This is a genomic window from Blastococcus sp. CT_GayMR16, from assembly GCF_004570875.1.
Taxonomy (GTDB): domain Bacteria; phylum Actinomycetota; class Actinomycetes; order Mycobacteriales; family Geodermatophilaceae; genus Blastococcus_B.
In genome coordinates this window covers 24,859-47,286 of record NZ_SPQK01000023.1, presented here as the reverse complement: position 1 = coordinate 47,286, position 22,428 = coordinate 24,859, and the positions used below count along the sequence as shown (strand labels likewise).

Annotated in this window: 24 protein-coding genes; 15 read left to right on the top strand and 9 right to left on the bottom strand. The window is 72.0% G+C overall.

Translation table 11 applies throughout. The annotated features are described in order from the left end of the window. Positions 1-17: 17 nt before the first annotated feature. The 3 genes from E4P38_RS23925 to E4P38_RS19765 form a co-directional block, all read right to left on the bottom strand. The gene (locus E4P38_RS23925) at positions 18-140 is read right to left on the bottom strand and encodes a hypothetical protein (RefSeq protein ID WP_280791097.1); all 123 of its coding nucleotides are present in this window, start codon (positions 138-140) and stop codon (positions 18-20) included. Positions 141-279: 139 nt separating this feature from the next. Next, complete coding sequence (locus tag E4P38_RS19770; protein ID WP_135133704.1) at positions 280-1,953, bottom strand: SpoIIE family protein phosphatase; 1,674 nt, start codon at positions 1,951-1,953, stop codon at positions 280-282. Positions 1,954-2,141: 188 nt separating this feature from the next. Continuing rightward, positions 2,142-2,345 (bottom strand): zinc-ribbon domain-containing protein, encoded by a 204-nt coding sequence (locus E4P38_RS19765; RefSeq protein WP_135133703.1) that lies wholly within the window; start codon positions 2,343-2,345, stop codon positions 2,142-2,144. Positions 2,346-2,541: 196 nt separating this feature from the next. Here E4P38_RS19765 and fabG point away from each other — a divergent pair, with 196 nt between their 5' ends. From fabG to E4P38_RS19750, 3 genes are all read left to right on the top strand, one after another. Then, positions 2,542-3,246 (top strand): 3-oxoacyl-[acyl-carrier-protein] reductase, encoded by a 705-nt coding sequence (gene fabG / locus E4P38_RS19760; RefSeq protein WP_135133702.1) that lies wholly within the window; start codon positions 2,542-2,544, stop codon positions 3,244-3,246. After that, on the top strand, positions 3,246-4,013 hold the full coding sequence (gene fabI, locus E4P38_RS19755; protein ID WP_245161173.1) for an enoyl-ACP reductase FabI: 768 nt from the start codon (positions 3,246-3,248) through the stop codon (positions 4,011-4,013). The genes fabG and fabI overlap by 1 nt, the downstream gene beginning before the upstream one ends. Before the next feature lie 124 nt (positions 4,014-4,137). Further along, positions 4,138-5,256: a ferrochelatase gene (locus E4P38_RS19750; protein WP_135133701.1), complete on the top strand. Its 1,119-nt coding sequence runs from the start codon at positions 4,138-4,140 to the stop codon at positions 5,254-5,256. Here E4P38_RS19750 and E4P38_RS19745 read toward each other — a convergent pair. Further along, the gene (locus E4P38_RS19745) at positions 5,253-5,891 is read right to left on the bottom strand and encodes a hemerythrin domain-containing protein (protein ID WP_135133700.1); all 639 of its coding nucleotides are present in this window, start codon (positions 5,889-5,891) and stop codon (positions 5,253-5,255) included. The two genes, E4P38_RS19750 and E4P38_RS19745, sit on opposite strands and share 4 nt — an antisense overlap. A gap of 11 nt (positions 5,892-5,902) precedes the next feature. Continuing rightward, positions 5,903-6,655: a hypothetical protein gene (locus tag E4P38_RS19740; RefSeq protein ID WP_135133699.1), complete on the bottom strand. Its 753-nt coding sequence runs from the start codon at positions 6,653-6,655 to the stop codon at positions 5,903-5,905. 97 nt (positions 6,656-6,752) lie between these two features. Here E4P38_RS19740 and E4P38_RS19735 point away from each other — a divergent pair, with 97 nt between their 5' ends. Beyond that, complete coding sequence (locus tag E4P38_RS19735) at positions 6,753-7,190, top strand: NfeD family protein (protein WP_135133698.1); 438 nt, start codon at positions 6,753-6,755, stop codon at positions 7,188-7,190. Between the two features lie 76 nt (positions 7,191-7,266). Next, a complete protein-coding gene (locus tag E4P38_RS19730; RefSeq protein WP_135133697.1) occupies positions 7,267-8,436 on the top strand; it encodes an SPFH domain-containing protein in 1,170 nt (389 codons plus the stop codon). 111 nt (positions 8,437-8,547) lie between these two features. Here E4P38_RS19730 and E4P38_RS19725 read toward each other — a convergent pair whose 3' ends face one another. Further along, positions 8,548-9,591 carry an RNA polymerase sigma factor SigF gene (locus E4P38_RS19725; protein ID WP_245161172.1) on the bottom strand — a complete coding sequence of 348 codons (1,044 nt, stop codon included), beginning with the start codon at positions 9,589-9,591 and terminating at the stop codon, positions 8,548-8,550. Between the two features lie 44 nt (positions 9,592-9,635). Continuing rightward, a complete protein-coding gene (locus E4P38_RS19720; RefSeq protein ID WP_135133696.1) occupies positions 9,636-10,133 on the bottom strand; it encodes an ATP-binding protein in 498 nt (165 codons plus the stop codon). 231 nt (positions 10,134-10,364) lie between these two features. Here E4P38_RS19720 and E4P38_RS19715 point away from each other — a divergent pair, with 231 nt between their 5' ends. Next, positions 10,365-12,221: a SpoIIE family protein phosphatase gene (locus E4P38_RS19715; protein ID WP_135133695.1), complete on the top strand. Its 1,857-nt coding sequence runs from the start codon at positions 10,365-10,367 to the stop codon at positions 12,219-12,221. 69 nt (positions 12,222-12,290) lie between these two features. Beyond that, entirely contained in the window at positions 12,291-13,313 is a 1,023-nt protein-coding gene (locus E4P38_RS19710) for a DNA topoisomerase IB (protein ID WP_245161171.1), read from the top strand. 77 nt (positions 13,314-13,390) lie between these two features. On the opposite strand, the gene E4P38_RS19705 is transcribed toward E4P38_RS19710, so the two are convergent. Both E4P38_RS19705 and E4P38_RS19700 read right to left on the bottom strand, forming a co-directional pair. Continuing rightward, on the bottom strand, positions 13,391-13,789 hold the full coding sequence (locus E4P38_RS19705) for an STAS domain-containing protein (RefSeq protein ID WP_135133694.1): 399 nt from the start codon (positions 13,787-13,789) through the stop codon (positions 13,391-13,393). A 240-nt stretch (positions 13,790-14,029) separates the two neighbouring features. Further along, complete coding sequence (locus E4P38_RS19700) at positions 14,030-14,443, bottom strand: hypothetical protein (protein WP_135133693.1); 414 nt, start codon at positions 14,441-14,443, stop codon at positions 14,030-14,032. A 185-nt stretch (positions 14,444-14,628) separates the two neighbouring features. Here E4P38_RS19700 and E4P38_RS19695 point away from each other — a divergent pair, with 185 nt between their 5' ends. The 8 genes from E4P38_RS19695 to E4P38_RS19660 all read left to right on the top strand — a co-directional run bounded on the left by E4P38_RS19695 (position 14,629) and on the right by E4P38_RS19660 (position 22,419). After that, positions 14,629-15,204: a DUF1360 domain-containing protein gene (locus E4P38_RS19695; protein WP_135133692.1), complete on the top strand. Its 576-nt coding sequence runs from the start codon at positions 14,629-14,631 to the stop codon at positions 15,202-15,204. A 185-nt stretch (positions 15,205-15,389) separates the two neighbouring features. After that, a complete protein-coding gene (locus tag E4P38_RS19690; RefSeq protein WP_135133691.1) occupies positions 15,390-16,412 on the top strand; it encodes a Ku protein in 1,023 nt (340 codons plus the stop codon). Between the two features lies 1 nt (position 16,413). Then, positions 16,414-17,886, top strand: a complete 1,473-nt coding sequence (ligD, locus tag E4P38_RS19685) for a non-homologous end-joining DNA ligase (RefSeq protein ID WP_135133690.1) — start codon at positions 16,414-16,416, stop codon at positions 17,884-17,886. Then, a complete protein-coding gene (gene ligD / locus E4P38_RS19680; RefSeq protein WP_135133689.1) occupies positions 17,883-18,809 on the top strand; it encodes a non-homologous end-joining DNA ligase in 927 nt (308 codons plus the stop codon). Before ligD (E4P38_RS19685) ends, ligD (E4P38_RS19680) begins: the two co-directional genes overlap by 4 nt. 12 nt (positions 18,810-18,821) lie before the next feature. After that, positions 18,822-19,205, top strand: a complete 384-nt coding sequence (locus E4P38_RS19675; protein WP_245161170.1) for a VOC family protein — start codon at positions 18,822-18,824, stop codon at positions 19,203-19,205. Positions 19,206-19,241: 36 nt separating this feature from the next. Continuing rightward, positions 19,242-20,117 (top strand): formyltetrahydrofolate deformylase, encoded by an 876-nt coding sequence (purU, locus tag E4P38_RS19670; RefSeq protein ID WP_135133688.1) that lies wholly within the window; start codon positions 19,242-19,244, stop codon positions 20,115-20,117. Between the two features lie 176 nt (positions 20,118-20,293). Continuing rightward, on the top strand, positions 20,294-20,755 hold the full coding sequence (locus E4P38_RS19665) for a Fur family transcriptional regulator (protein WP_135133687.1): 462 nt from the start codon (positions 20,294-20,296) through the stop codon (positions 20,753-20,755). Next, positions 20,752-22,419, top strand: coding sequence for a catalase (locus tag E4P38_RS19660; protein ID WP_135133686.1), 1,668 nt, complete (start codon positions 20,752-20,754; stop codon positions 22,417-22,419). The genes E4P38_RS19665 and E4P38_RS19660 overlap by 4 nt, the downstream gene beginning before the upstream one ends. The last annotated feature ends 9 nt before the right edge of the window (positions 22,420-22,428 follow it).

Sequence of the window (22,428 nt, the reverse complement as noted above, 5' to 3'; positions counted from 1 at the left end):
CCGCGACCAGGAGACCGTCAGACGCCGGTCGGGACGACGATGACCTTGCCGGACAGCCCGCCCGTGGCGGCCTGAGCGTGGACCGTTGGCAGCTGTGCCAGCGGCACCCCCGGCGCGACGTCCGGACCATCTCCGTCCACGCCCACCTGCTGGAACGTGCCGGAGACCTGGAGTCCGCGCGGAGCGAGTACGAGAAGGCAGCCCGCCGCACCCTCAACCTCCCGGAACGTCGCTATCTCGAGCACCGCGCCGCTCGGCTGCGGGTCGGGGGTGGCACGCCTAGCTGCGCCCGATCATGAGCGCGAGCAGCGCGACGTCGTCCTCCGTCCGTCCGTCGACGTGGTCGAGGAGGGCGTCGCACAGCTGCTCGTGATCCAGGCCGGCCAGGTCGGCGACGGTCGTCGTGAGCCAGTGCATGCCGAGGCCGAGATCAATCCCGCGGCGTTCGACGAGCCCGTCGGTGTAGAGCAGCACCAGATCGCCCGGCCGGAGGAGGACGACGTGATCGTCGCGTCGCGTGTCCGGATCGACTCCGAGCAGCCGGTTCGGGGGAGTGTCGAGCAGGGTGGTCGTGCCGTCGGCCCGCAGCACAACCGGCGGCGGGTGCCCTGCATTGGACCACCGGAGCGTCCGCAGACCCTCGGCCGCCTGCTCCGGCGTCTGCTCGACGTTGGCCAGCAGCACGGTCGCGTAGGTGCGCACCTCGAGGTCGCGCAGTGCCCGGTCGAGCGTGCCCAGCACGGCTGCCGGAGGCTCGCCGAGGGTGTAGGCGACGCCGCGCAGCAGGTTGCGTACCTGGCCCATGACCGCGGCGGCCTGCTGGTCGTGACCGGTGATGTCACCGACGACCAGGGAGAGCACCCCCGCGGACGTGAGGAAGCTGTCGTACCAGTCACCGCCGACCTGGGCCTCCCGGATCGCGGGTCGGTAGCGGACGGCGACGGCGAGGTCGTCGGGCTGGGTGGGGGCGCTGAGCAGGCTGCGCTGGAGGGTCTCCGACATCGCGACGGCTCGGGCGGCCATGGCCTGCTGGGCTTCACGTCCGCGGATGCGATCAAGGGTCTGCGCGCACTGCGCCGCAAATCCCTCCAGCAGTTCCATCTCCTCGGCGCCGACGACGTGCTCGTCGGTCCAGGAGACCGCCAGGCAGCCCAGCCGCCGATCGCGCACGGTCAGCGGGAGGAAGGCCCAGCCGGATCGCCCGGTGTTCTCGTACGCGCGGGCCATGGCCGGGTCGAATGCCAGCCCCGACTCCCGGGTCGGGAGGAGGACGGCGCGATCGTTGCGCGCGGCCCACGGCCCGGGAAGGGGAGTGTCGTACGGGACGACGCCGTACTCGGCCTGGGTGACTGCTCCCATGGCCGCGCTGATCGTCATGCGCCACCCGCCGCTCTCGTCTCGCGTGACGACGGCGCCCCCGTCGCTGCCGAGCACGTCGAGCCCGCGGCCGACCACGATGCCCTCGAGGTCGGCCACCGTCTCGGCCGCGGTCAGCTCCAGGGCGATCGCGTTCAGATCGGCGAGCCGTCGCGCCGCGGCCTCCTTCTCCCGGAGTGCTGCGTCGATTGCCTGCTGGGCGCGGACGCGGTCGTTGACGTCGTGGAAGAAGAGCGTCAGCCCCTCGGCGTCCGGCCAGATCCTGACGTCGAAGTGCACGTCCAGCGGTTCGAAGTACACCTCGAGGGTGCCGGGCTCACCGGTCTCCATGGCCTTGCGGTAGCTCTGCTCGATCACGGTGCCGCGGGCTTCGGGAAACGCGTCCCACACGTCCAGGCCGACGAGCTGTTCCCGCGTGCGGCCGTAGATGGTCTCGGCGTTGGCGTTCACGTAGGCGATCGTCCAGTCCCGGTCCAGACGCACCAGCGCGGCCGGAAGGGTCTCCATCAGCCGGGTGATCTCGTCGTCCGATCGGAACCGGTCATGACGGTCGGCATCGCGGGGCGCTTCGCTCACCAGGTCGCCCCTCCGAGTGGGTGTTGTGTCACCGCCGCATCTCGAGCCCGACGGCACGCGCGCGTTGACACCGTAAACGTCGACCGGCCGACCCACACGGAAGCGGCACCCGATGGACGGAGCAACCGCCGCCGAACCGTTCGGAGCCCGGCCCGTCGGGCCGGCCAGTGGCGCGGCCGTGAGCGGTCTCAGACCTCGACGGCGGCGCCGCAGATGCCGCAGACCTCGAGCTGACGGCGCTTCCAGCGCGCCACCGGGATGAAGAACAACGAGAACTGACTGAATTGCCGGATCCGACTCCACTGAGACGTGTTGTTGCAGCGAGGGCAGGTTCGGGTCTCCCCGGGGCCGAGGTGCTGTTGCTTGGTGCCGAAGCCGAAGAGGAAGAACATCGAGCCAGCTTAGGGAGCAGCCTTCCCGCCGTCCGGCGGTGCTAAGGGTCGACAGTGGGTCCTTCCGACGTGATGGCCGTCATCGGCGAGTGGCTCCCGGTCCCGCACTGACGGCGGCCCGGCACCGCGGCCGGGTGGCCACGAGGTCCACGCACTAGGTTCTCGGGCAGGACAGCGTCGGCGTCAGGGAGTGCACGTGGGCAGATCGGTGCTGGTGACCGGCGGCAACCGGGGGATCGGGCTCGCGATCGCCCGCTCGTTCGCCGAGCAGGGCGACTCGGTCGCGGTCACCCACCGCGGCAGCGGCGCTCCCGACGGACTCTTCGGCGTGCAGTGCGACGTCACCGATGCCGACGCCGTCGACCGCGCGTTCAGCCACGTCGAGGAGCACCAGGGCCCGGTCGAGGTGCTGGTCAGCAACGCCGGGATCACCCGCGACGGGCTGCTCATGCGCATGAAGGAGGAGGACTTCACCGACGTCCTCGACGCCAACCTCACCGCCGCCTACCGGGTGGCCAAACGGGCCAGCGCCAAGATGGTCCGTGCCCGTTCCGGCCGGATGATCTTCGTCTCGTCCGTCGTCGGCCTCCTCGGCTCGGCGGGTCAGACCAACTACGCGGCGTCGAAAGCGGGCCTCGTGGGCTTGGCCCGCTCGATCGCCCGCGAGCTGGGCAGCCGCAACATCACCGCGAACGTCGTGGCGCCGGGCTTCGTCGAGACCGACATGACGGCCGAGCTGCCCGAGAAGCGGCAGCAGGAGATCCTGGGGCAGGTGCCGCTCGGCCGATACGCCTCGACGGACGAGATCGCCGGCGTCGTCCGCTTTCTGGCGAGCGACGCGGCGGGCTACATCACCGGGGCGGTCGTCCCGGTCGACGGCGGACTGGGGATGGGGCACTGATGGGCATCCTGGAGGGCAAGAAGATCCTCGTCGCGGGGGTCCTGACCGAGGCGTCCATCGCGTTCTCGGCGGCCAAGATCGCGCAGGAGCAGGGCGCCACCGTCGTCCTGTCGAACTTCGGTCGGGCGCTGTCGCTGTGCCAGCGGATCGCCAAGCGCCTGCCGCAGGAGGCGCCGGTGATCGAGCTCGACGTGACGAACACCGAGCATCTGTCGACGCTGGCCGATCGGTTGCGCGAGCACGTCGACGTCCTGGACGGCGTCGTCCACTCGATCGGCTTCGCGCCGCAGGAGGCGATGGGCGACGGCTTCTCCGAGGTCGCGTGGGAGCACGCCGCGACCGCCTTCCAGGTGTCGTCGTGGTCGCTGGCCTCGCTCACCCACGCGTGCCGGCCGCTGTTCGGCGACAAGGCCTCCGTCGTCGGGCTGACCTTCGACGCCACCGTGGCGTGGCCCGTCTACGGCTGGATGGGTGCGGCCAAGGCGGCACTGGAGTCCACGAGTCGCTACCTCGCCCGCGAGCTCGGACCCGACGGCGTCCGGGTCAACCTCGTGGCCGCCGGCCCGCTGCGCACCATGGCGATGAAGTCCATCCCGGGCAGCTCGCAGTTCGAGGAGGCCTGGGAGGCGCAGGCGCCGCTCGGCTGGTCGGTCACCGACACCGAGCCCTCGGGCAAGGCCGTGTGCGCCCTGCTCTCGGACTGGTTCCCCGCCACCACCGGCGAGATCGTGCACGTCGACGGAGGCTTCCACGCCGTAGGCGTGTGAGGTCACAGAGCCACGCCGTAGGCGTGTGAGGTCACAGAGCCACGCCGTAGGCGTGTGAGGTCACAGAGCCACGCCGTAGGCGTGTGAGTGCATCCGTCGACGTCCGGAGAGAAGAAGAACAGCAGTGCCACTCGAGTCCGCCGTCGACATCACGCCCGCAGGTCAGCGACCCGACGAGGATCCCTCGCTCGCCGTCCGGAACAACGGGGGCATCGAGCCGTCTCCCGACCCGGCCCCGTCCGGGCGCCGGGAGGCGCTCCTGGTGCTCTCCTTCGGCGGGCCCGAGGGCCATGACGACGTGATGCCCTTCCTCGAGAACGTCACCCGGGGGCGCGGCATCCCGCGGGAGCGGCTCGAGGCCGTCGCCGAGCACTACCACCACTTCGGTGGGGTCAGCCCGATCAACGACCAGAACAAGGCGCTGATCGCCGCCGTCGAGAAGGAACTCGCGGCCGGCGGCGTCGGCCTGCCGGTGTACTGGGGCAACCGCAACTGGGCGCCCTATGTGGAGGAAACCTGGAGGCAGCTCGCCGAGGACGGGGTCGAGCACGTCTACGTCTTCGCGACGTCGGCCTACGCCTCGTTCTCCGGGTGCAGGCAGTACCACGAGGACATCGCCCGGGCCCGGGTCTCCTTCGGCGGGGGACCGACCGCGGAGAAGCTGCCGCACTACTTCGATGCCCCGGGGTTCGTGCAGGCCAACGCCGATGCCCTCGCCGCGGCGCTGGAGTCGCTGCCGGCGCAGTTGCGCGCCACGGCCCGGCTCGTCGCGACCGCGCACAGCATCCCCGACGCGATGGCCGTCGCCGCCGGCCCCGACGGTCACGCCTACGAGGCGGAGCTGATGGCCGCCGCGGAGCGGGTCGTGGCCGAGGCGGCACCCGGGCGCACGTTCGACCTCGTGTGGCAGAGCCGCAGCGGGCCGCCGTCGGTGCCGTGGCTGGAGCCCGACATCAACGACCACTTGCGCGCGCTGGCCGCCGCCGGCGAGACCGCCGTCGTGGTGTTCCCGGTCGGTTTCATCAGCGACCACCTCGAGGTGATCTGGGACCTCGACAACGAGGCCAGGGAGACCGCCACGGAGCTCGGGCTGGCCTTCGCCCGGGCGGGGACGGCGGGCACCCATCCCGCGTTCGTCGCGTCGATCCGCGAACTGGTCGGGGAGCGCCGCGCCGGGGGACTCCCGCGCCTGGGCACCAACTGCCCGGCGGCCTGTTGTTTTGTCCGGCGACCGGTCGCCTAGCGGGTCTTCCAGACCGGTGCGACCTCGCGGTTGTACCGGCGTCCGAACACCTTCCCGAGGACGACCACGACCGGCGTGGGAACCGTCTGCTTGAGGAACGCCCGGTGCTCGTCGGACATCCCGTCGGTCAGCCAGGCGAAGAACCGTCCGGCCACGCCGGGTGACTGCCGGCTGAGCTTCTTCTCGACCGCTTTCCACTCCGGCGACTCGAGGCGCGGGACGAGGACCGGCTCCAGGCCCGTCTCCTCGTGCGTGAGGTGGTGTTCCACGACGACCTGCGTCCGCAGCACGCTCGCGCGGGCCGCCGCGGCATCGTCGGCCGAGGCGCTCCGCGCCAGCGTCGACATCGCGGCATCGGTCTCCGCCAGCGCCTCCGCCATCGCGTGGTGCTCGGTCTCCATCGCGGAGAGCAGCTCCGGGTCGACCCCGGCCGAGGCGAGCATCGGCCAGATGTGGGCGTCCTCGCCCTCGTGATGGTGGGTCAGCTCCAGCCGGAGGTTCGCGAAGGCACGCTCGAGCTCCTGGGCGCGGGCCCGGTCTCCGACGGTCAGGCGCTCCAGAGCGGTGGACAGTCGGTCGAGGTCCCGTCGCACGGCAGCGTGGATGAGCCGGTTCATCGTCATCGGCGCGGTCATGCCGCAGGACGCTAGCGAGGCGAAGGCTCCCGTGGGATCCAGTTGAACGCGGCGGTGGTCGCCTCGCGGACGGCGTCCGCCAGCGGACGCAGCGCGGTGTCGCGGGCGGCGGCCTGCGCGTGGTTGACCGCGGCACCCGGGGCGTCGGCCATGGCCAGGTCCAGGACGGCGGCCAGCCGCTGGGCCTTGCCGAGCACGGAGACCGCCAGCGGGTCGTGGTCGTCCGGGAGCGCGGGCGCCGACGTCGTCCTCCCCAGCCCGGCGAGCAGCGCCGGCACCTCGGGATTCCAGCGGGCGAGGTCCAGGCCCGCGAGGGTCCGCGCGGTGTCGGCGACGGCCAGGTCGAGGTGTCCGGAGACCGCACGCAGCGTGCCCTCCACCGGCGGCGCGACCGGCGGGGCGCCGTCCAGCGGGAACGCCGTCCAGACGATGACCTCGGGGCCGAGGGGCTCGGGCACGAGCACCAGCCGCGTACCGACGGCGGCCTGACCCGACTCCAGGGCGACCGCGGCCAGGCTCGGGACGGCGGGCAGGCCGCGGACGTCGCCGGGCACGGGCAGCACGAGCCGGAAGCGTTGCTCGCCCAGCCCCCGCAGCGCGCTCAGCGCCGAGCCCAGGGGGACCGTCTCGTCCGAGCCCGGCAGCCCGGACACCCGGTGCGCGGTGTCGCCGGACAGCGCGTCGAGCGCGTGGTCGTAGGACGTGCGGCCGCTGAGCCAGGCCGTCGCCCAGACCGCGAACCGGCCGGCGGGGAAGTCGTGCACGCAGCCACGCTACGACGGGGGACTGCTGGGTATCAGTTCGGCAGCGCAGGGTGAGACGAGGCCCACCAGGAACGCCGTGGTCTGGGACACTCCGGATATGGCTGCGTGGTTGCTCTGGCTGATCGCCGCGGGCCTCTTCGCCGCCGGGGAGGTCGTCAGCCTGGACCTGGTCCTGCTGATGTTCGCCGGTGGCGCGCTCGGCGGCATGACCGTGGCCCTGCTCGGCGGCGCCACGGTGCTGCAGATGATCGCATTCATCGCGATCTCGGGAGTGCTGTTGGTGCTGGTCCGCCCGATCGCGACCAAGCACCTCACGCAGCGGACCCCGCTCCAGCTCGACGGCGTCGACAACCTCATCGGCCGCACCGCCAAGGTGACCCGCGAGATCGACTCCTCGAGCGGTCGCATCCGGATGGGGGCCGACGAGTGGAGCGCTCGCACCCAGCACAGCGGCGAGACCTACGCCGTCGGGGAGACCGTCCGCATTCTGCAGGTGGACGGCGCCACCGCGGTCGTCGGGGACGCCCTGGAGTGAACCGCACAGCGGGAGCGTGACCCGGGTCGCCTCCGAGGGGGAAGATCGCAGGTGACTCCGAGGAAGGGAGCCTCCCGTGACACCCGCACTCATCGCGCTGATCGTGGTGGCGCTGTTCGTGATCATCGTGCTGGCCAAGAGCGTGACCATCGTTCCCCAGGCCCAGGCGAAGGTGATCGAGCGGCTCGGCCGCTACAGCCGCACCCTCCAGCCCGGCCTGAGCCTGCTCGTGCCTTTCGTTGACCGGGTGCGGGCGACCATCGACCTGCGCGAGCAGGTCATCTCCTTCCCGCCGCAGCCGGTGATCACCTCGGACAACCTGCAGGTCGGCATCGACACGGTCCTGTACTTCCAGGTCACCGACCCGCGCCTGGCGGTGTACGGGATCGCCAACTACATCACCGGCATGGAGCAGCTGACCACGACGACGCTGCGTAACGTCGTCGGCGGGCTCAACCTCGAGGGAGCCCTGACCGGGCGGGACGGCATCAACAGCCAGCTCCGCGAGGTGCTCGACGGCACGACCGGCCCGTGGGGTCTCCGGGTGGCCCGGGTCGAGATCAAGGCGATCGACCCGCCGGCGTCCATCCGCGACTCGATGGAGAAGCAGATGCGCGCCGACCGCGACAAGCGCGCGATCATCCTCACCGCCGAGGGTGCGCGGCAGTCGGCGATCACGACCGCCGAGGGCCAGAAGGCGGCGGCGATCCTGTCGGCCGAGGGCAAGAAGCAGGCGGCGATCCTCGAGGCGGAGGCGGAGCGGCAGAGCCGCATCCTGCGCGCCGAGGGTGAGCGGGCGGCGCTGTTCCTGCAGGCCCAGGGCCAGGCCAAGTCGATCGAGACGGTCTTCCAGGCCATCCACGACGGGAAGCCCGACCAGGGCCTGCTCGCCTACCAGTACCTGCAGACGCTGCCGAAGATCGCGCAGGGCGACGCCAACAAGATGTGGATCGTCCCCAGCGAGTTCAGCAAGGCGCTGGAGGGCCTGTCCCGGCTGGGCGGCGCCGAAGAGGGCAAGTCCTGGCTGGACGTCGGCGCGTCGCCCAACGGCACCGCGACGCCCACCTCGGAGATGGACACCAGCGGCTGGTTCGAGTCACAGCTCCCGCCGGCAGCCGCCCAGCCGGAGGCGAAGATCGAGCTCTCCAGCATCGCCGACGCGCCCCCGCCGACGACGCCCTCGCTCGCCCAGGCCAAGGACGAGGTCCGCGGCATCGGGAGCGCCGAGCTGCCGCCGGCGCAATGACACTGCGATCCTCCGGATCGCACCGCGGCCACGTGCCGTCCCCTGTCACGCGGAGCCGGTCCGTGTGCCGCGCCGGGAGGCCTCCGGCCCCCGCGCCGCGGAACACACCGTTCAGTCCTTGAGCAGGCCCTCGCGGAGCTTGGCCAGGGTCTGGCTGAGCAGCCGGGACACGTGCATCTGCGAGATGCCGATGTCCGCAGCGATCTGCGACTGCGTCATGTTGCCGAAGAACCGCAGGATCAGGATCCGTCGCTCGCGGGCGGGGATGGTCGCCAGCAGCGGCTGCAGCGACTCCCGGTACTCGACGCCCTCGAGCGCGGCGTCCTCCTCGCCGAGGGTCGCGGCGAGGGTGGGGGAGTCGTCCTCACCCGAGAGCCGCTCGTCGAGCGAGCTGCTGCGGTAGGCGTTGGCGACGGCCAGCCCCTCGAGCACCTCCGCGCGGGGGATTCCCAGGTGGGCGGCCAGCTCCGACGGGGTCGGCGCCCGGCCGTTCTTCTGCGCGAGCTCACCGACCGCGGCGTTCAGCGACAGGTGCAGCTCCTGCAGCCGACGCGGTACGCGGACCGACCAGCCCTGGTCGCGGAAGTGCCGCTTGATCTCGCCGGTGATCGTCGGGACGGCGAAGGAGAGGAACTCGACACCGCGCGTCGGGTCGAACCGGTCGATCGCCGCGATCAGGCCGAGCGTGCCGACCTGCAACAGGTCGTCGAAGGGCTCCCCGCGGTTGCTGAACCGCCGCGCGAAGTGCCGGACCAGGGGGAGGTGCTCCTCGACGAGGATCTCCCGCAGCCGCTCGCGGCGCGGGTCGTCCTTCTCCAGCGTGGCGAGCTCGGCGAAGAGCGGGGCGGTCCGTTGGGCCCGGCGGCGGTTGTCCGAGATGGGCGGCGCATCGGGTTCGGCGACGGCATCGGGCTCGACGACGGCATCGGGTTCGACAACGGCATCGGGCTCGACAACGGCATCGGGTTCGACGACAGCATCGGGTTCGACGACGGCATCGGCGACCACGTCGACGGCGTCCGCGTCCGGGTCGGTCGTGGGGGCAACGTCGCCGTCCTCGGCCCGGGGGCCGGGAACCTCCTCGGCCGGACTGTTCTGCGCTGCGATGTCGTCCTCCGCTGCTCCGTGCGTCGCTGCGGACCTCTGGTCAGGCACAGGAGTCCCCACGACGGGTGTCTCGTCGGTGGCCGGCGACCGGCTCACCGGGCCACCGAGAGGTTCTGGCCTGCATCGCTGCCGACGGGGGCGGGGCGCTGACCGGGCAGGTACTTGTCCATGGCGATGAGGCCCACGGGGGTGTCGGAACCGTCGCCCGCAGGCACGTCGGCCTGGGTCGACCGGCGGGCGTCCACGGCGTCGACCAGGGTGGCCAGGATCGCCCAGCCGAAGCCGTCGCGCGGCACCTCGGCCCCCTCGGGGGTGGGGACCCAGGCCTCGATGTGCAGCCCGGCGCGGGTCGTCTCGAAGATGACGGTGAGCGGCGCGTCGCCGGTGGCGATCTGGGCGAGCGTCGCGCAGGCCTCGTCCACGGCCAAGCGGAGGTCCTCGACCGCGTCGAGGTCGTAGTCCATCCGGATCGCCAGGTCAGCGGCCATGGCCCGTACCGCGGGCAGCTGCGTGGCGGTGGTGGGCACGCGCAGCTCCAACCGCTCCGCGCGTCGCCCGTCCTGAGCGAGGGCACCCCTCGAGTCGACCATCCGTCGTCCGCTCCTTCGTTCCCGGCGCGCTCGGCCTTCGAGTCGCGGCGGTCCATCCTGTCGTGTCCCACGCGGGGCACGGGTGGCGGCCCGGGTTCGTCACCCGATCACCGCCCAACCCCGGCCGATTACCCCGGACGAAGCCGGACCGAAACGTGGCTCGCCCCACGGTCCCACGTCTCGGCGAGGTGCGGTTGCCACGCCACGAACGCTGGTATTGGCTGGCCCGAGATGAGCACCACCCCCGGCTCCGAGCCGTCCCTCCCCGGTCCCGCCGGGGACGCGGCCGCTGCTGCCCTGGTGACGGCCATGGAGTCGGCTCCGGCCGCCATCTACTGCCTCACCTCCGCTGCCGAGCCCGTCTGGGCGAACGCTCGTGCGCGGCAACTCGGTACCGACCGCAGCGGGTTCCCCTTCGTCGACGGCCGCTCGGTCGCCGAGGTCGTCGACGACGTCCTCCGCACGGGACGTCCCGAGACCCTCTGCGGCCCGCTCGGCGAGCCCGGCACGTCAGCCACGGTGATCGCGCGGCCCATGCGCGTGGCCGGTGGCCCCGGCGTGCTGCTCGTGCTCGAGCCCGACGACACTGCGACCGACATGTCGCTGTGGCCCAAGCAGCCGGTCGACCTCGTGGAGCAGGCGCAGCTCTCGCTGCTGCCCCCGTCGCTGCCGATGCTGCCCGACCTGCGCCTCTCCGGCAGTTACCACCGGGCGTCGTCGGCCCGTGCGGCCGGCGGCGACTGGTACGACGCGGTCCCGCTGGGCGCCGGCCGGGTTGCCCTCGTCGTCGGTGACGCCGTGGGCCACGGCGTGCCCGCGGCGGGCGCGATGAGCCGCCTCCGGGGAGCCATGCGCTCGACCGCGCTGCGGGATCCCTCGCCGCGGGTGGTGCTCGCCGCCCTGGACGACTTCGCCGCCCAGATGGACGACGTCGAGGGCGCCTCGGTGTTCTACGGCGTCCTGGACGCGGGCACCGGCACGCTGACCTACGGCGCGGCCGGGCATCCACCGCCGCTCGTCGTCCACGCCGACGGCCGGACGTCGTTCCTCCCGGGCACCCCGCGGCCTCCGCTCGGCAGCCTGCCGGGCGTGAAGACCGAGATCTCCGAGCACGTGCTCGAGCAGGGCGCCACGCTCGTGCTCTTCTCCAACGGGGCCATCGCCGGCGGCGCCGCCGTCCCCGACGAGGCGCTGAGCCGCCTGGCGGACGTCTCGCGCTCGGTGCTCCGGGCGCCCGGTGCGCTCGAGGCGGACGCCTCGGCCGGGTTGGCCTCCTCCGTGGCCGAGGGGGTCCGGCGGCCGCAGGGCTGGCCGGACGACGTCGCCGTCCTCGTGGCGCACCGCCGCGAGACCGCGCTGGAGCCGCTGCAGCTGGAACTGACCGCCGTCCCCTCGGCCCTGCCGGGGGTGCGCCGCCGCCTCGGCGGCTGGCTGGCCGCCCTCGGGATGGGGGAGCAGGACCGGGTCGGCGTCATGGTGGCGGTCGGCGAGGCCTGTGCCAACGCCGCCGAGCACGCCTACCAGGGCTCGGAGCCCGGCCCGATGTGGGTCACGGCCTCCGTGGACGTGGACGGCGTCCTGACCGTCACGGTCCGGGACGAGGGCACCTGGCGCCCGCCGGACCGCGACCCGGGCGACCGGGGACGTGGGCTGCTGATCATGCGGCAGCTCGTCGACACCGTGGTGTTCGAGGAGGAGGAACGCGGGACGACGGTCACGCTCAGCGTCCGCCTCCGCCGCACGCCCGACGTCGACCCCGACCACTCGGCGAACCACGCGAGCGCGACCGTGAGCGTCGACCGCGACGGCCCGCGGCCGGTCGTCTCGGTCGCCGGCGCGGTCGACGAGATCAGCGCCGAGCAGATGCGCATCCGGCTGCTGGAGGCCAGCCACGGAGGCACCGGCCGGGTCGAGCTCGACCTCGGCGCGGTCACCCTGTTCAGCAGTGCGGCCGTCCGGGTGGTCCTCGCGATCGCCCGCATCGGCCGCGACGAGGGCTGGCGGCTCGTCGTCCACGCGCCCGAGGGCGGCGTCACCCGGCACATCCTGCAGATCAGTGGACTCGGTGGGCTGGTCGATCTGCGCTGATCCCCCCGGCGGAGCGACCGCGCACCCGCGGACGGTTTGGGGAACCGGTCCGGTGCACATCCTCCGGACGTGAGACTTCGGCGCAGCGACGTGAACGGACCCGGGTACCGGCGTCGCAGGGCCGGGCGGGGCTTCGCCTACTCCGACGTCGACGGCACCTTGATCAAGGACGACCGGCTCGACCGGATCCGTGGCTTGGCCATCCCGCCGGCCTGGAAGGACGTCTGGATCTGCCCCTGGCCGAACGGGCACATCCAGGCCACCGGCGTCGACGCGGCCGGCCGGCGGCAGTACCGGTACCACGACGAGTGGCGGACCCGGCGCGACGCCGAGAAGCACGAGCGGGTCCTGGAGATCGCCCACCAGCTCCCGGACGTGCGGGACGCCGTCAAGGCCGGTCTGCGCACCCGGGGCCTGAACCGGGACCGCGTGCTGGCCACCGCGATCCGTCTGCTCGACCTCGGGGCCTTCCGTGTCGGCAGCGAGCAGTACGAGGTGGAGAACGGCACCTACGGGCTGGCCACGCTCAAGCGCTCGCACGTGTCGGTCCGCGGTGAGCGGACCTTCTACTCCTACACGGCCAAGGGCGGGATCGACCGCGAGGTGGAGATCACCGACCGGCCGACGGCCACGGTCGTCCGGCAGCTGCTGGAACGCCCGGCCGACGCGGGGGAGGACCTGCTGGCCTACCAGACCGGGGACGGCGAGTGGCGCGACGTGACCAGCGCCGAGATCAACGCCTACCTCAAGGAGATCAGCGGGGCGGAGATCACCGCGAAGGACTTCCGCACCTGGACCGCGACCGTGCTCATGGCGGCGGCGCTCGCGGAGGTGCCGCCGCCGGCCAGCCGGACGGCCCGCAAGAAGGTCGTCAGCGCCGCGTACAAGCAGGTCAGCGAGCAGCTCGGGAACACCCCGGCGGTGTGCAAGGCGAGCTACGTCGACCCCCGGGTCGTCGACCGGTTCGAGCACGGGGAGACCGTCGCCCACGTGCTGCGGGAGGCCGAGGAGGCCCTGTCGTCGGGGGGCATGGCCGACCGAGACACCCAGAAGGTGCTCGAGGCCGCGGTCTGCCAGATGCTGTCGGCGTAGGCCAGGAGACGACGAAGGCCCCGCCGTTCGGCGGGGCCTTCGTTCGTTCGTGCGCGCCGGGTGGTCCCGGCGGTCGTTCAGCGAGCGCTGCTGTCGGCGATCGTGAACAGGTCGATCAGGCCGGTCACCTCGAGCGGGCGGGTGACGGCGCGAGTGGTGGCGATCAGGCTCAGCGCGACCTCGCGGGCGCGGGAGGACTTCTGCGTCTCCACCAGCACGGCCAGTCCGGCGGAGCCGAGGAACTGGACGCCGGACAGGTCGATGACGAGTTCCTTCGGCTGCTGCTCGAGCTGGCTGTCCAGCGTCGAGCGCAGCACGGGAGCGGTGAACGTGTCCACCTCGCCGACGACCGTCACCGTCACCACGCCGTCGTCACCGGTGGAGGTGGAAAGCGTGATCACGTCGTCGAAGGGTGCCTCGGTGCCTTCGGTCGACACGTCGGGCTGCCCCTCGGCGGGAAGGTCGGAAGTGGTCACGGACAGTGCTCCTCTCGGCGGTACCGGGACGGCGGACCGCCCCGACAATCTACCGCTGTGCGATCCGGGAACTGGACGTCCCCGGTTCCGCAGGTGGTCGAACGGGTGTCGGCGCCGGGGGATTGCCCCGGAACCGTTTCGCGGCTTCCTGCTGAACCGCGATCACAAACGTAGACAACCGTACGAGCACGTGCCAACCCACCCCCGGCGAGGCGCGTCAGGGGTGGGGCTTCAACGGGGTCAGCCGTCGATGATGTGGACGGCGCTCTCCTCGGGTCCCTCCCCGCCGACGGCGGTATCTGCGGTGGCCTCGAGGTCGTCGGCGGTCCGCTCGGTGCCCGAGTCGGTGGGCTGGGTCGTGTCCAGGTCCTGCTCGAACTGGGCGTGCGCGCGCTGGGGGTCCTCGGCCGGCCGGACGTCCGGGGCGCCGTCCGGGATCTCGCGGGCCAGCCGGCCGTCGAGCGACTCGCCCTCGGCCTGCTCCTCCGAGGTGGTGCCGAAGTCGACGCTGGCGCCGGGACGCTCACCGGGCAATGGGGCGAACTCCGGGTCCTCGGCCATCTCGCTGGTGGGGGAGTCGTCGTTCGCGACCTCCGGGAGGCCCTCGTCCTCGGGGAAGATGTCGCGGGCGGTCTGGCCCTCGGGCTGCGTCATTCGGTGCCTCCTTCTGCACGGGTCCGCGCCGGACCGCGGGAGCGCGGCGGGGCGGGGAACCGGTCCTCCGACCCGTGTCTGACTCCCGCCCTACCCGTCCCCCCGGCGGCCATGCGCCGGTGTGGGTTGGCGCACGCCGTCGGGTGGGCCGGTTGCGGAGACCGGGGCAGGGGTAGCGCGCTGCCATGTCGCTTGCAGACGAGGTCCTGCGGATCGGCGCACCGGTCCGCCGGTGGGCCCGCACCCAGAAGCGGGAGTACACCAACGGCGAGCCGCGCCCACTCGCCGGCGACCTCGGCGCGATGGGCGTCTACGTCGGGCTGGTGTCGGCCGCAGCGGCGGCGGTGCGCGCGTCGGGGCGCGAGCTGCCGGAGCGGATCCCGGTCGGGGACGCCTTCCTGCTGACCGTGGCCACCTTCCGCCTCGCCCGGCGCATCGCGAAGGACCCGGTGACCGCCCCGATCCGGGCGCCGTTCGTGCGGTTCGAGGGACCCTCCGGGCACGCGGAGGTCGCCGAGGAGGTCCGCGAGCACGGGGGTGCCAAGCACGCGGTGGGGGAACTGCTCACCTGCCCGTTCTGCCTGGCCCAGTGGGTCGGCACCGGCTTCGTGTTCGGCTACGTGACCGCTCCCAAGGCCACCCGCCTGGCCGCTCTCACGATGACGATGGTGGCCGGCTCCGACGTCCTCCAGTTCGTCTACGACGGCATCCAGAACGGCGGACTCGCACCCCAGTCCGAAGGCGTCGACGAGGAGGACTGATCAGGCCCGCTCGCAGGGGCCCGACAAGAGCTTGCGAGCGGTGGAGGGCGAGGGGGGTCCTTACTCCATCCGGGGGACGTCGCACGTCGGTCGACCTGCCGCGGGGGCCCGGCCGGACCTATCCTGTGATCTTGACCCGGTTCCGGGTCCGTCAGGGGCTTGGGCCCGGTTCGGGAAGGGGCAGCATGCGATCGATCTGGCGCGGGGCTGTGTCGTTCGGCCTCGTCAGCATCGGCGTGAAGCTGTACTCCGCCACCGAGGACAAGGACATCCGCTTCCACCAGGTGCACGCCACCGACGGGGGACGGGTCAAGTACAAGCGGGTCTGCTCGATCGACGGCGAAGAGGTCGAGTACAGCGACATCGCCAAGGGCTACGAACTGCCCGACGGCCAGGTCGTCATCCTGACCGACGAGGACTTCGACGACCTCCCGCTGAGCACCCGGCGCGAGATCGAGGTCCTCGAGTTCGTGGACCAGGACGAGATCGACCCGATCATGTTCGAGAAGACCTACTACCTCGAGCCCGACGGCCCGGCCGCGCGCCCCTACGTGCTGCTGCGCGACGCCCTCGAGAACGCCGGGCAGGTCGCGATCACCAAGATCGCCATCCGGCAGCGCGAGTCCCTCGCCGCCCTGCGCGTGAAGGAGGGCGTGCTCGTCCTCCACACGATGCGGTGGCCCGACGAGATCCGCCGTCCCGACTTCGCGTTCCTCGACGAGGACATCAGCGTCCGGCCCCAGGAGCTGAAGATGGCCGAGGCGCTGATCAGCTCGATGACCGGCGAGTTCGATGCCACCGAGTTCACCGACGACTACCGCGCGGCGCTGACCGAGCTGCTCGAGGCCAAGCAGAGCGGTGGCGAGGTCCAGCAGGTGCCGGAGGTGCCCGACTCCGGAGCCGCCGTCGTCGACCTCATGAGCGCGCTGCGCCGCAGTGTCGAGCGGGCCCGCGGCGGGTCCGCCGACGACGCGGACGACGGCGACTCCGCGGAGGATGCGCCGGCCGCGAAGGCTCCCGCCAAGCGGGCGCCGGCCAAGAAGGCCGCCCCCGCCAAGAAGGCGCCGGCCAAGAAGGCGGCAGCGGCGGAGAAGACGACCGCGGCGAAGAAGACCACCGCCAGCAAGAGCACCGCTAGCAAGAGCACCGCGGCGAAGAAGACGACCGCGGACAGGCCACCTGCCAAGCGCGCCCGCCGCAGCGCCTGACGTGCCGCCGCGTCCGCGCGGTGGGCGGGAGGATCCGCTCGCCGCGTACCGCGCCAAGCGGGACCCGGCGCGCACGGCCGAGCCCGTTCCCGCCGCTGGCAGTCCACTGCCGACCGGCAACGACGACACCTTCGTCGTCCAGGAGCACCACACCCCTCGCGGCCGGACCGGTGAGCGCGTGCACTGGGACCTCCGGCTCGAGCGCGACGGCGTCCTGAAGAGCTGGGCGGTGCCCAAGGGCCCGCCGACCGAGGCCGGCACGAACCGGCTCGCCGTCCCGACCGAGGACCATCCGCTCGAGTACGCCTCGTTCGCCGGTGACATCGCTGCCGGCGAGTACGGCGGCGGCGCCGTCACCATCTGGGACGCCGGCCGCTACGCCACCGAGAAGTGGGACGAGCGGCACATCATCGTGACCTTCGACGGCCGCCGGCTGGCCGGCCGCTACGCGCTGTTCCCGCTGGACGACGGCGCCTGGAACATCCGCAAGCTCGACGCCACCCCGCCGCCGGTCCGGCCCGACGCACCGCGGCCGATGCTCGCCACCGCAGGGGAGCTGCCCCCGCCGGACGAGGACGACCGGTGGGGCTACGAGTTCAAGTGGGACGGCGTGCGCGCGGTCGCCTCGGTGCACAGGGGGGTCCTGGTGCTGACCTCGCGCAAGGGCACCGAGATCACCGTGCGCTATCCCGAGGTGGCGCGGCTCCCGGCCGCGCTCACCGGGCACGACGCGGTGGTGGACGGCGAGATCGTGGCCATGGACGCCGCCGGCCGCCCGGACTTCGGGGCGCTGCAGAACCGGATGCACCGCACGGGCCCCGAGGTGCCCCGCATGGCCGCCGAGAAGCCGGTCACCTATCTCGTCTTCGATCTGCTGTCCTGGGACGGCGAGGACCTGCTCGGGGTGCCCTACGCGCAGCGCCGGGAGCGGCTGGACGCCCTGGGCCTCGCGGGGCACCGCTGGGTGGCGACGCCGTGGTTCCCCGGGGGAGGGGCGCAGGTGCTGGCCGCCAGTCAGGAGAACGGGCTCGAGGGGGTCGTCGCGAAGCGGCTGAACTCGGTCTACCGCCCGGGGCTGCGGGGCCCCGACTGGCGCAAGGTGAAGAACTTCCGGTCCCAGGCGGTGGTCGTCGGCGGCTGGCGGCCCGGCCAGGGACGGCGGGCCGGGGGGATCGGGTCGCTGCTGTTCGGCGTCCCGGACGACGAGGGGCGGCTGGTCTTCGCGGGGCACGTCGGCACCGGCTTCACCGACCAGGACCTCACGGACCTGAAGCGGATGCTCACCTCGCGGACGACGTCCCCGTTCTCCGGCACCCTGCCCCGCGAGGTCACGCGGGACGCGCACTGGGTGGAGCCGGACCTGGTGGGCGAGGTGGCGTACGCGGTCTGGACGACCGACGGGCGGCTCCGCCATCCCTCGTGGCGCGGCGTCCGCGACGACCTCGAACCGGACGACGTCGTGGTCGAGCCATGAGCCCGGCCAAGCAGCGGGTGGAGATCGACGGGCGGACGCTGAGCGTCTCCAACCTGGAGAAGGTGCTGTTCCCGGAGGTCGAGGTCACCAAGGCCCAGGTGATCGACTACTACGTACGGGTCGGGCCGGTGCTCCTGCCGCACCTGGCCGGCCGCCCGGTGACGTTCACCCGCTGGCCCGACGGCGTCGAGGGGCAGACGTTCTTCGAGAAGAACAGCGCGCGGCACGCCCCCGAGTGGGTCCGCCGCGTGACGATCCCGAGCCCGGGCAGCTCGACGGGGCGGGAGACGCTGGACATGGTCGTCCTGGAGTCGGTGGCCGACCTGGCCTGGGCGGCCAACCTCGCGGCGCTGGAACTGCACGTGCCCCAGTGGCAGGTCGACGACGACGGCGTGCCGCAGCTCCCCGACCTGCTGGTGCTCGATCTCGACCCGGGCCCGGAGACCGGGCTGACCGAGTGCTGCGCGGTCGCCGAACGCCTCGGGGAGCGACTGGAGGCCGACGGGCTGGACCCGGTGGTCAAGACCTCGGGGTCGAAGGGCATGCAGGTCTACGCACCGATCGTGGCGGCCGATCGCGAGCACCCCAGCCGGTACGCCAAGAGGCTGGCCGAGGAACTCTCGGCGGAGACCCCCGACGACGTCGTCTGGCGCATGGAGAAGGTGCTGCGTCCCGGCAAGGTGCTCATCGACTGGAGCCAGAACAACCCGGCGAAGACGACGGTGGCGCCGTACTCGCTGCGGGCCCGGGCGGGCGCGACGGTGTCCACGCCGATCGGCTGGGACGAGGTCGACGCGGTGCGCGAGGGCGCCGACCCGGCCACCCTGCGCTTCACCACCGACGAGGTCCTGGCCCGGGTCGAGGAGTACGGCGACCTCTTCGACGTCGCCAACGCCCGCCGCGCGGAGCTGCCCGAGGTCTAGGACGCTGCACCCGTGCGATCGCGGACGAACGGCATGTGGTGGGGAACGGCCATCGAGGCGCCCGATCCCGGTGCCCTGGCCCGGTTCTACTCGGAGCTGCTCAGCTGGCCCATCGGGCACGAGGAACCGGGAACGGCCATCCTCGCGGCTCCGGAGGGGTCGGTCTACGTCGTCTTCCAGCAGGCGACCGGGTACACGCCGCCCGTCTGGCCCCCGGTCGAGGGCAGGCAGCGGACGATGATGCACTTCGACTTCCAGGTCGGTGACCTGGATTCGGCGGTGGACGAGGCGGTCTCGCTGGGAGCGACAGTCGCTGCCCACCAGCCGCAGGAGAACGTCCGGGTGCTCCTGGATCCGGCCGGCCACCCCTTCTGCCTCTGCCTCGACACGGACTGACCGGAGACCGGTCGCGGCATCTGCGACGATCTTGTCGTGACTGACGCGCGCGACCCCCGGTTCACCGACGTGGGGCGGCTCGTCGTCCGCTGCCCCGACCGGCCCGGGATCGTCGCCGTCCTGTCCCGGCTCATGGCCGATGCCGGTGCGAACATCATCGACTCGCAGCAGCACTCGTCCGACCCCACCGGCGGCACGTTCACGCTGCGGCTGGAGTTCGTCCTCGAGGACCTGGCCGCACGCCGGCACCAGCTCGAGGGCGCACTGGCCCTCCTGGCCCGGGAGTGGCGCATGACGTGGCGCCTGACCGAGGCCGCTCGCCGGCCCACCCTCGCGGTGTTCGTGAGCCGGACCGACCACGTGCTCCAGGAGCTCATCTACCGGGTTCGGGCCGGCGACCTCCGGGCCGAGATCGCCTGCGTCGTCTCCAACCACCGCGACCTGGAGCCGGTCGCTCGGGCAGCCGGGATCGCGTTCCACCACGTGCCGGTCACCCCGGAGACGAAGGCCGAGGCGGAGGCGGCCGCGCTGGAACTGGTCGGCGGCGTCGACCTGGTGGTCCTGGCCCGCTACATGCAGATCGTGTCGGCCGACTTCTGCAGCCGGTTCCCGGAGCGGCTGATCAACATCCACCACAGCTTCCTGCCGGCGTTCGTCGGTGCGAACCCGTACCAGGCCGCGCACGACCGCGGGGTGAAGCTGATCGGGGCGACCGCGCACTACGTGACCCCGGACCTCGACGCCGGCCCGATCATCGAGCAGGAGGTCGCGCGCATCGACCACCGGGCGACGGTCGAGGACATGCGCCGGGTGGGCCGTTACGTCGAGCGGCAGGTGCTGGCGCAGGCGGTGACCTGGCACGTGGAGGACCGCATCATCGTCGAGGGCCCGCGCACCATCGTCTTCGCCTGAGCTCCGTGTTGATCAGGTGACCTGATCGTTCTGGGTCCTAGCTCACCGTCGACCGTGAGCCAGGACCCATCGTGATCAGGAGACCTGATCAACACGTCACGGTGCGTCGTCTCAGGGACTGGGACCGTCCGCGCTTGATTTGACTGATTCAAAACAAGGGCGTTCAGTGGGTCGCGATGGAGACGGCCTGGGCGCACGAGCTGCGCGGTGCGGGTCTGCGGGTGACGCGGCCGCGGCTGGCGGTCCTCAGCGTGCTCGCCGAGCACCCGCACGCCGACGCCGACACCATCGTCACCGGCGCGCGCGACCTGCACCCGTCCCTGTCCCCGCAGGCGGTCTACGGCGTACTGAAGGCGCTCGTCGCCGGAGGGATCGCCCGCCGCATCGAGCCGGCCGGCGCACCCGCGCTGTTCGAGCTCCGGGTCGGGGACAACCACCACCACCTGGTCTGCCGCTCGTGCGGCGTGGTCGCCGATGTCGACTGCGCCGTCGGGGCGGCCCCCTGTCTGAGTCCCTCGGATGCGGCCGGCTTCGTCGTCGACGAGGCCGAGGTCGTGTTCTGGGGGCTGTGTTCGGTCTGCCATGGCCCGAACCGCCAGAACCACCAGTTGGACATCCGAGGAGGAGCTACCGCATGACCGACGTCGCATCGCAGGGTCCGCCCGCCAGTGAGGCCGACCGCGCCGTCCTGACCAACCGTCAGGGCCACCCGGTCTACGACAACCAGAACCAGCGGACGGTGGGCGCCCGTGGGCCCGCGACCCTGGAGAACTACCAGTTCCTCGAGAAGATCAGCCACTTCGACCGCGAGCGGATCCCGGAGCGCGTCGTGCACGCCCGCGGCGCCACCGCGTTCGGTGTCTTCGTCGCCGACGGCACCGTCGGCGACGAGCCGATCTCGAAGTACACCCGCGCCAAGCTCTTCCAGGAGAAGGGCAAGGAGACCGAGGTCGCCCTTCGGTTCTCGACGGTGGCCGGTGGCCGCGACTCCTCCGAGGCCACCCGCGACCCCCGCGGATTCGCGGTGAAGTTCTACACCGAGGACGGCAACTGGGACCTCGTCGGCAACAACCTCGGCGTCTTCTTCATCAGGGACGCCGTCAAGTTCCCCGACTTCATCCACTCGCAGAAGCCCGACCCGGTGAACTTCGACCGCCAGGTGCCCAACCGGGTGTTCGACTTCTGGTCGCAGTCGCCCGAGGCGATGCACATGATCACCCTGGTGCTGAGCCCCCGTGGCATCCCGGCGTCCTACCGGCACATGCAGGGCTTCGGGGTGAACACCTACAAGTGGGTCAACGCCGCCGGTGAGACCCGGCTGGTCAAGTACCACTGGCTCCCCAAGCAGGGCGTCAAGTCCTGGACGTCGGCCGACGCGGAGGTGGCGCAGGGCAAGGAGCTCGGCGTCCACACCAAGGACCTCTACGAGGCCATCGAGCGCGGCGAGTACCCCTCGTGGGACCTCTACGTCCAGCTGATGGACGACCACGACCACCCCGAGCTGGACTTCGACCCGCTGGACGACACCAAGACCTGGCCGGAGAACGACTTCCCGCTGCGCAAGGTCGGCACCATGACGCTCAACCGGGCGCCGGAGAACTTCTTCGCCGAGAGCGAGCAGATCGCCTTCGGTACCGGTGTGCTCGTCGACGGCCTCGACTTCTCCGACGACAAGATGCTGGTAGGCCGGACGTTCTCCTACTCCGACACCCAGCGCTACCGGGTGGGCCCGAACTACCTGCAGCTGCCGGTGAACCAGGCCAAGGCCGCCCGCGTCGCGACCAACCAGCGCGACGGCCAGATGGCCTACGGGGTGGACCTGGGCGCCGGGCAGAACCCGCACGTGAACTACGAGCCGTCGATCCTCGGCGGCCTGCGCGAGGCCGAGTACCCCACGCACGACGAGCAGGGCCCGGAGATCACCGGCCGGCTCACCCGCAAGCGGATCCCCCGCACCGACGACTACACGCAGGCCGGGCAGCGGTACCTGCTGTCGGAGGACTGGGAGAAGGACGAGCTGGTCGCCCAGCTGATCGGTGGGCTGTCCCAGTGTGACCGCCCGATCCAGGAGCGGATGGTCTGGCACCTGTTCATGGCCGAGGACGAGTTGGGTCAGCGGGTCGGCGAGGGGATCGGCATCAGCGCGGACGACATCCGAGGCCTGGCGCCGCTGCAGACCCAGACGCTGACCGAGGCCGAGCTCCAGCGTGCGGCCAACCTCGGCAAGAACGGTCCGCGCGACGTCAGCGGTCTGACCATGACGCACTGCGTGCCGAACGAGCGCGTCGTCCTCGCGGACTGACGACCCGGC

Coding starts and splice junctions, on each gene's coding strand:
- E4P38_RS19765 (WP_135133703.1), bottom strand. CDS start 2,345: ATGTTCTTCCTCTTCGGCTTCGGCACCAAGCAACAGCACCTCGGCCCC.
- fabI (WP_245161173.1), top strand. CDS start 3,246: ATGGGCATCCTGGAGGGCAAGAAGATCCTCGTCGCGGGGGTCCTGACC.
- E4P38_RS19745 (WP_135133700.1), bottom strand. CDS start 5,891: ATGACCGCGCCGATGACGATGAACCGGCTCATCCACGCTGCCGTGCGA.
- E4P38_RS19735 (WP_135133698.1), top strand. CDS start 6,753: ATGGCTGCGTGGTTGCTCTGGCTGATCGCCGCGGGCCTCTTCGCCGCC.
- E4P38_RS19720 (WP_135133696.1), bottom strand. CDS start 10,133: ATGGTCGACTCGAGGGGTGCCCTCGCTCAGGACGGGCGACGCGCGGAG.
- E4P38_RS19715 (WP_135133695.1), top strand. CDS start 10,365: ATGAGCACCACCCCCGGCTCCGAGCCGTCCCTCCCCGGTCCCGCCGGG.
- E4P38_RS19700 (WP_135133693.1), bottom strand. CDS start 14,443: ATGACGCAGCCCGAGGGCCAGACCGCCCGCGACATCTTCCCCGAGGAC.
- E4P38_RS19695 (WP_135133692.1), top strand. CDS start 14,629: ATGTCGCTTGCAGACGAGGTCCTGCGGATCGGCGCACCGGTCCGCCGG.
- E4P38_RS19690 (WP_135133691.1), top strand. CDS start 15,390: ATGCGATCGATCTGGCGCGGGGCTGTGTCGTTCGGCCTCGTCAGCATC.
- ligD (WP_135133689.1), top strand. CDS start 17,883: ATGAGCCCGGCCAAGCAGCGGGTGGAGATCGACGGGCGGACGCTGAGC.
- E4P38_RS19665 (WP_135133687.1), top strand. CDS start 20,294: ATGGAGACGGCCTGGGCGCACGAGCTGCGCGGTGCGGGTCTGCGGGTG.
- E4P38_RS19660 (WP_135133686.1), top strand. CDS start 20,752: ATGACCGACGTCGCATCGCAGGGTCCGCCCGCCAGTGAGGCCGACCGC.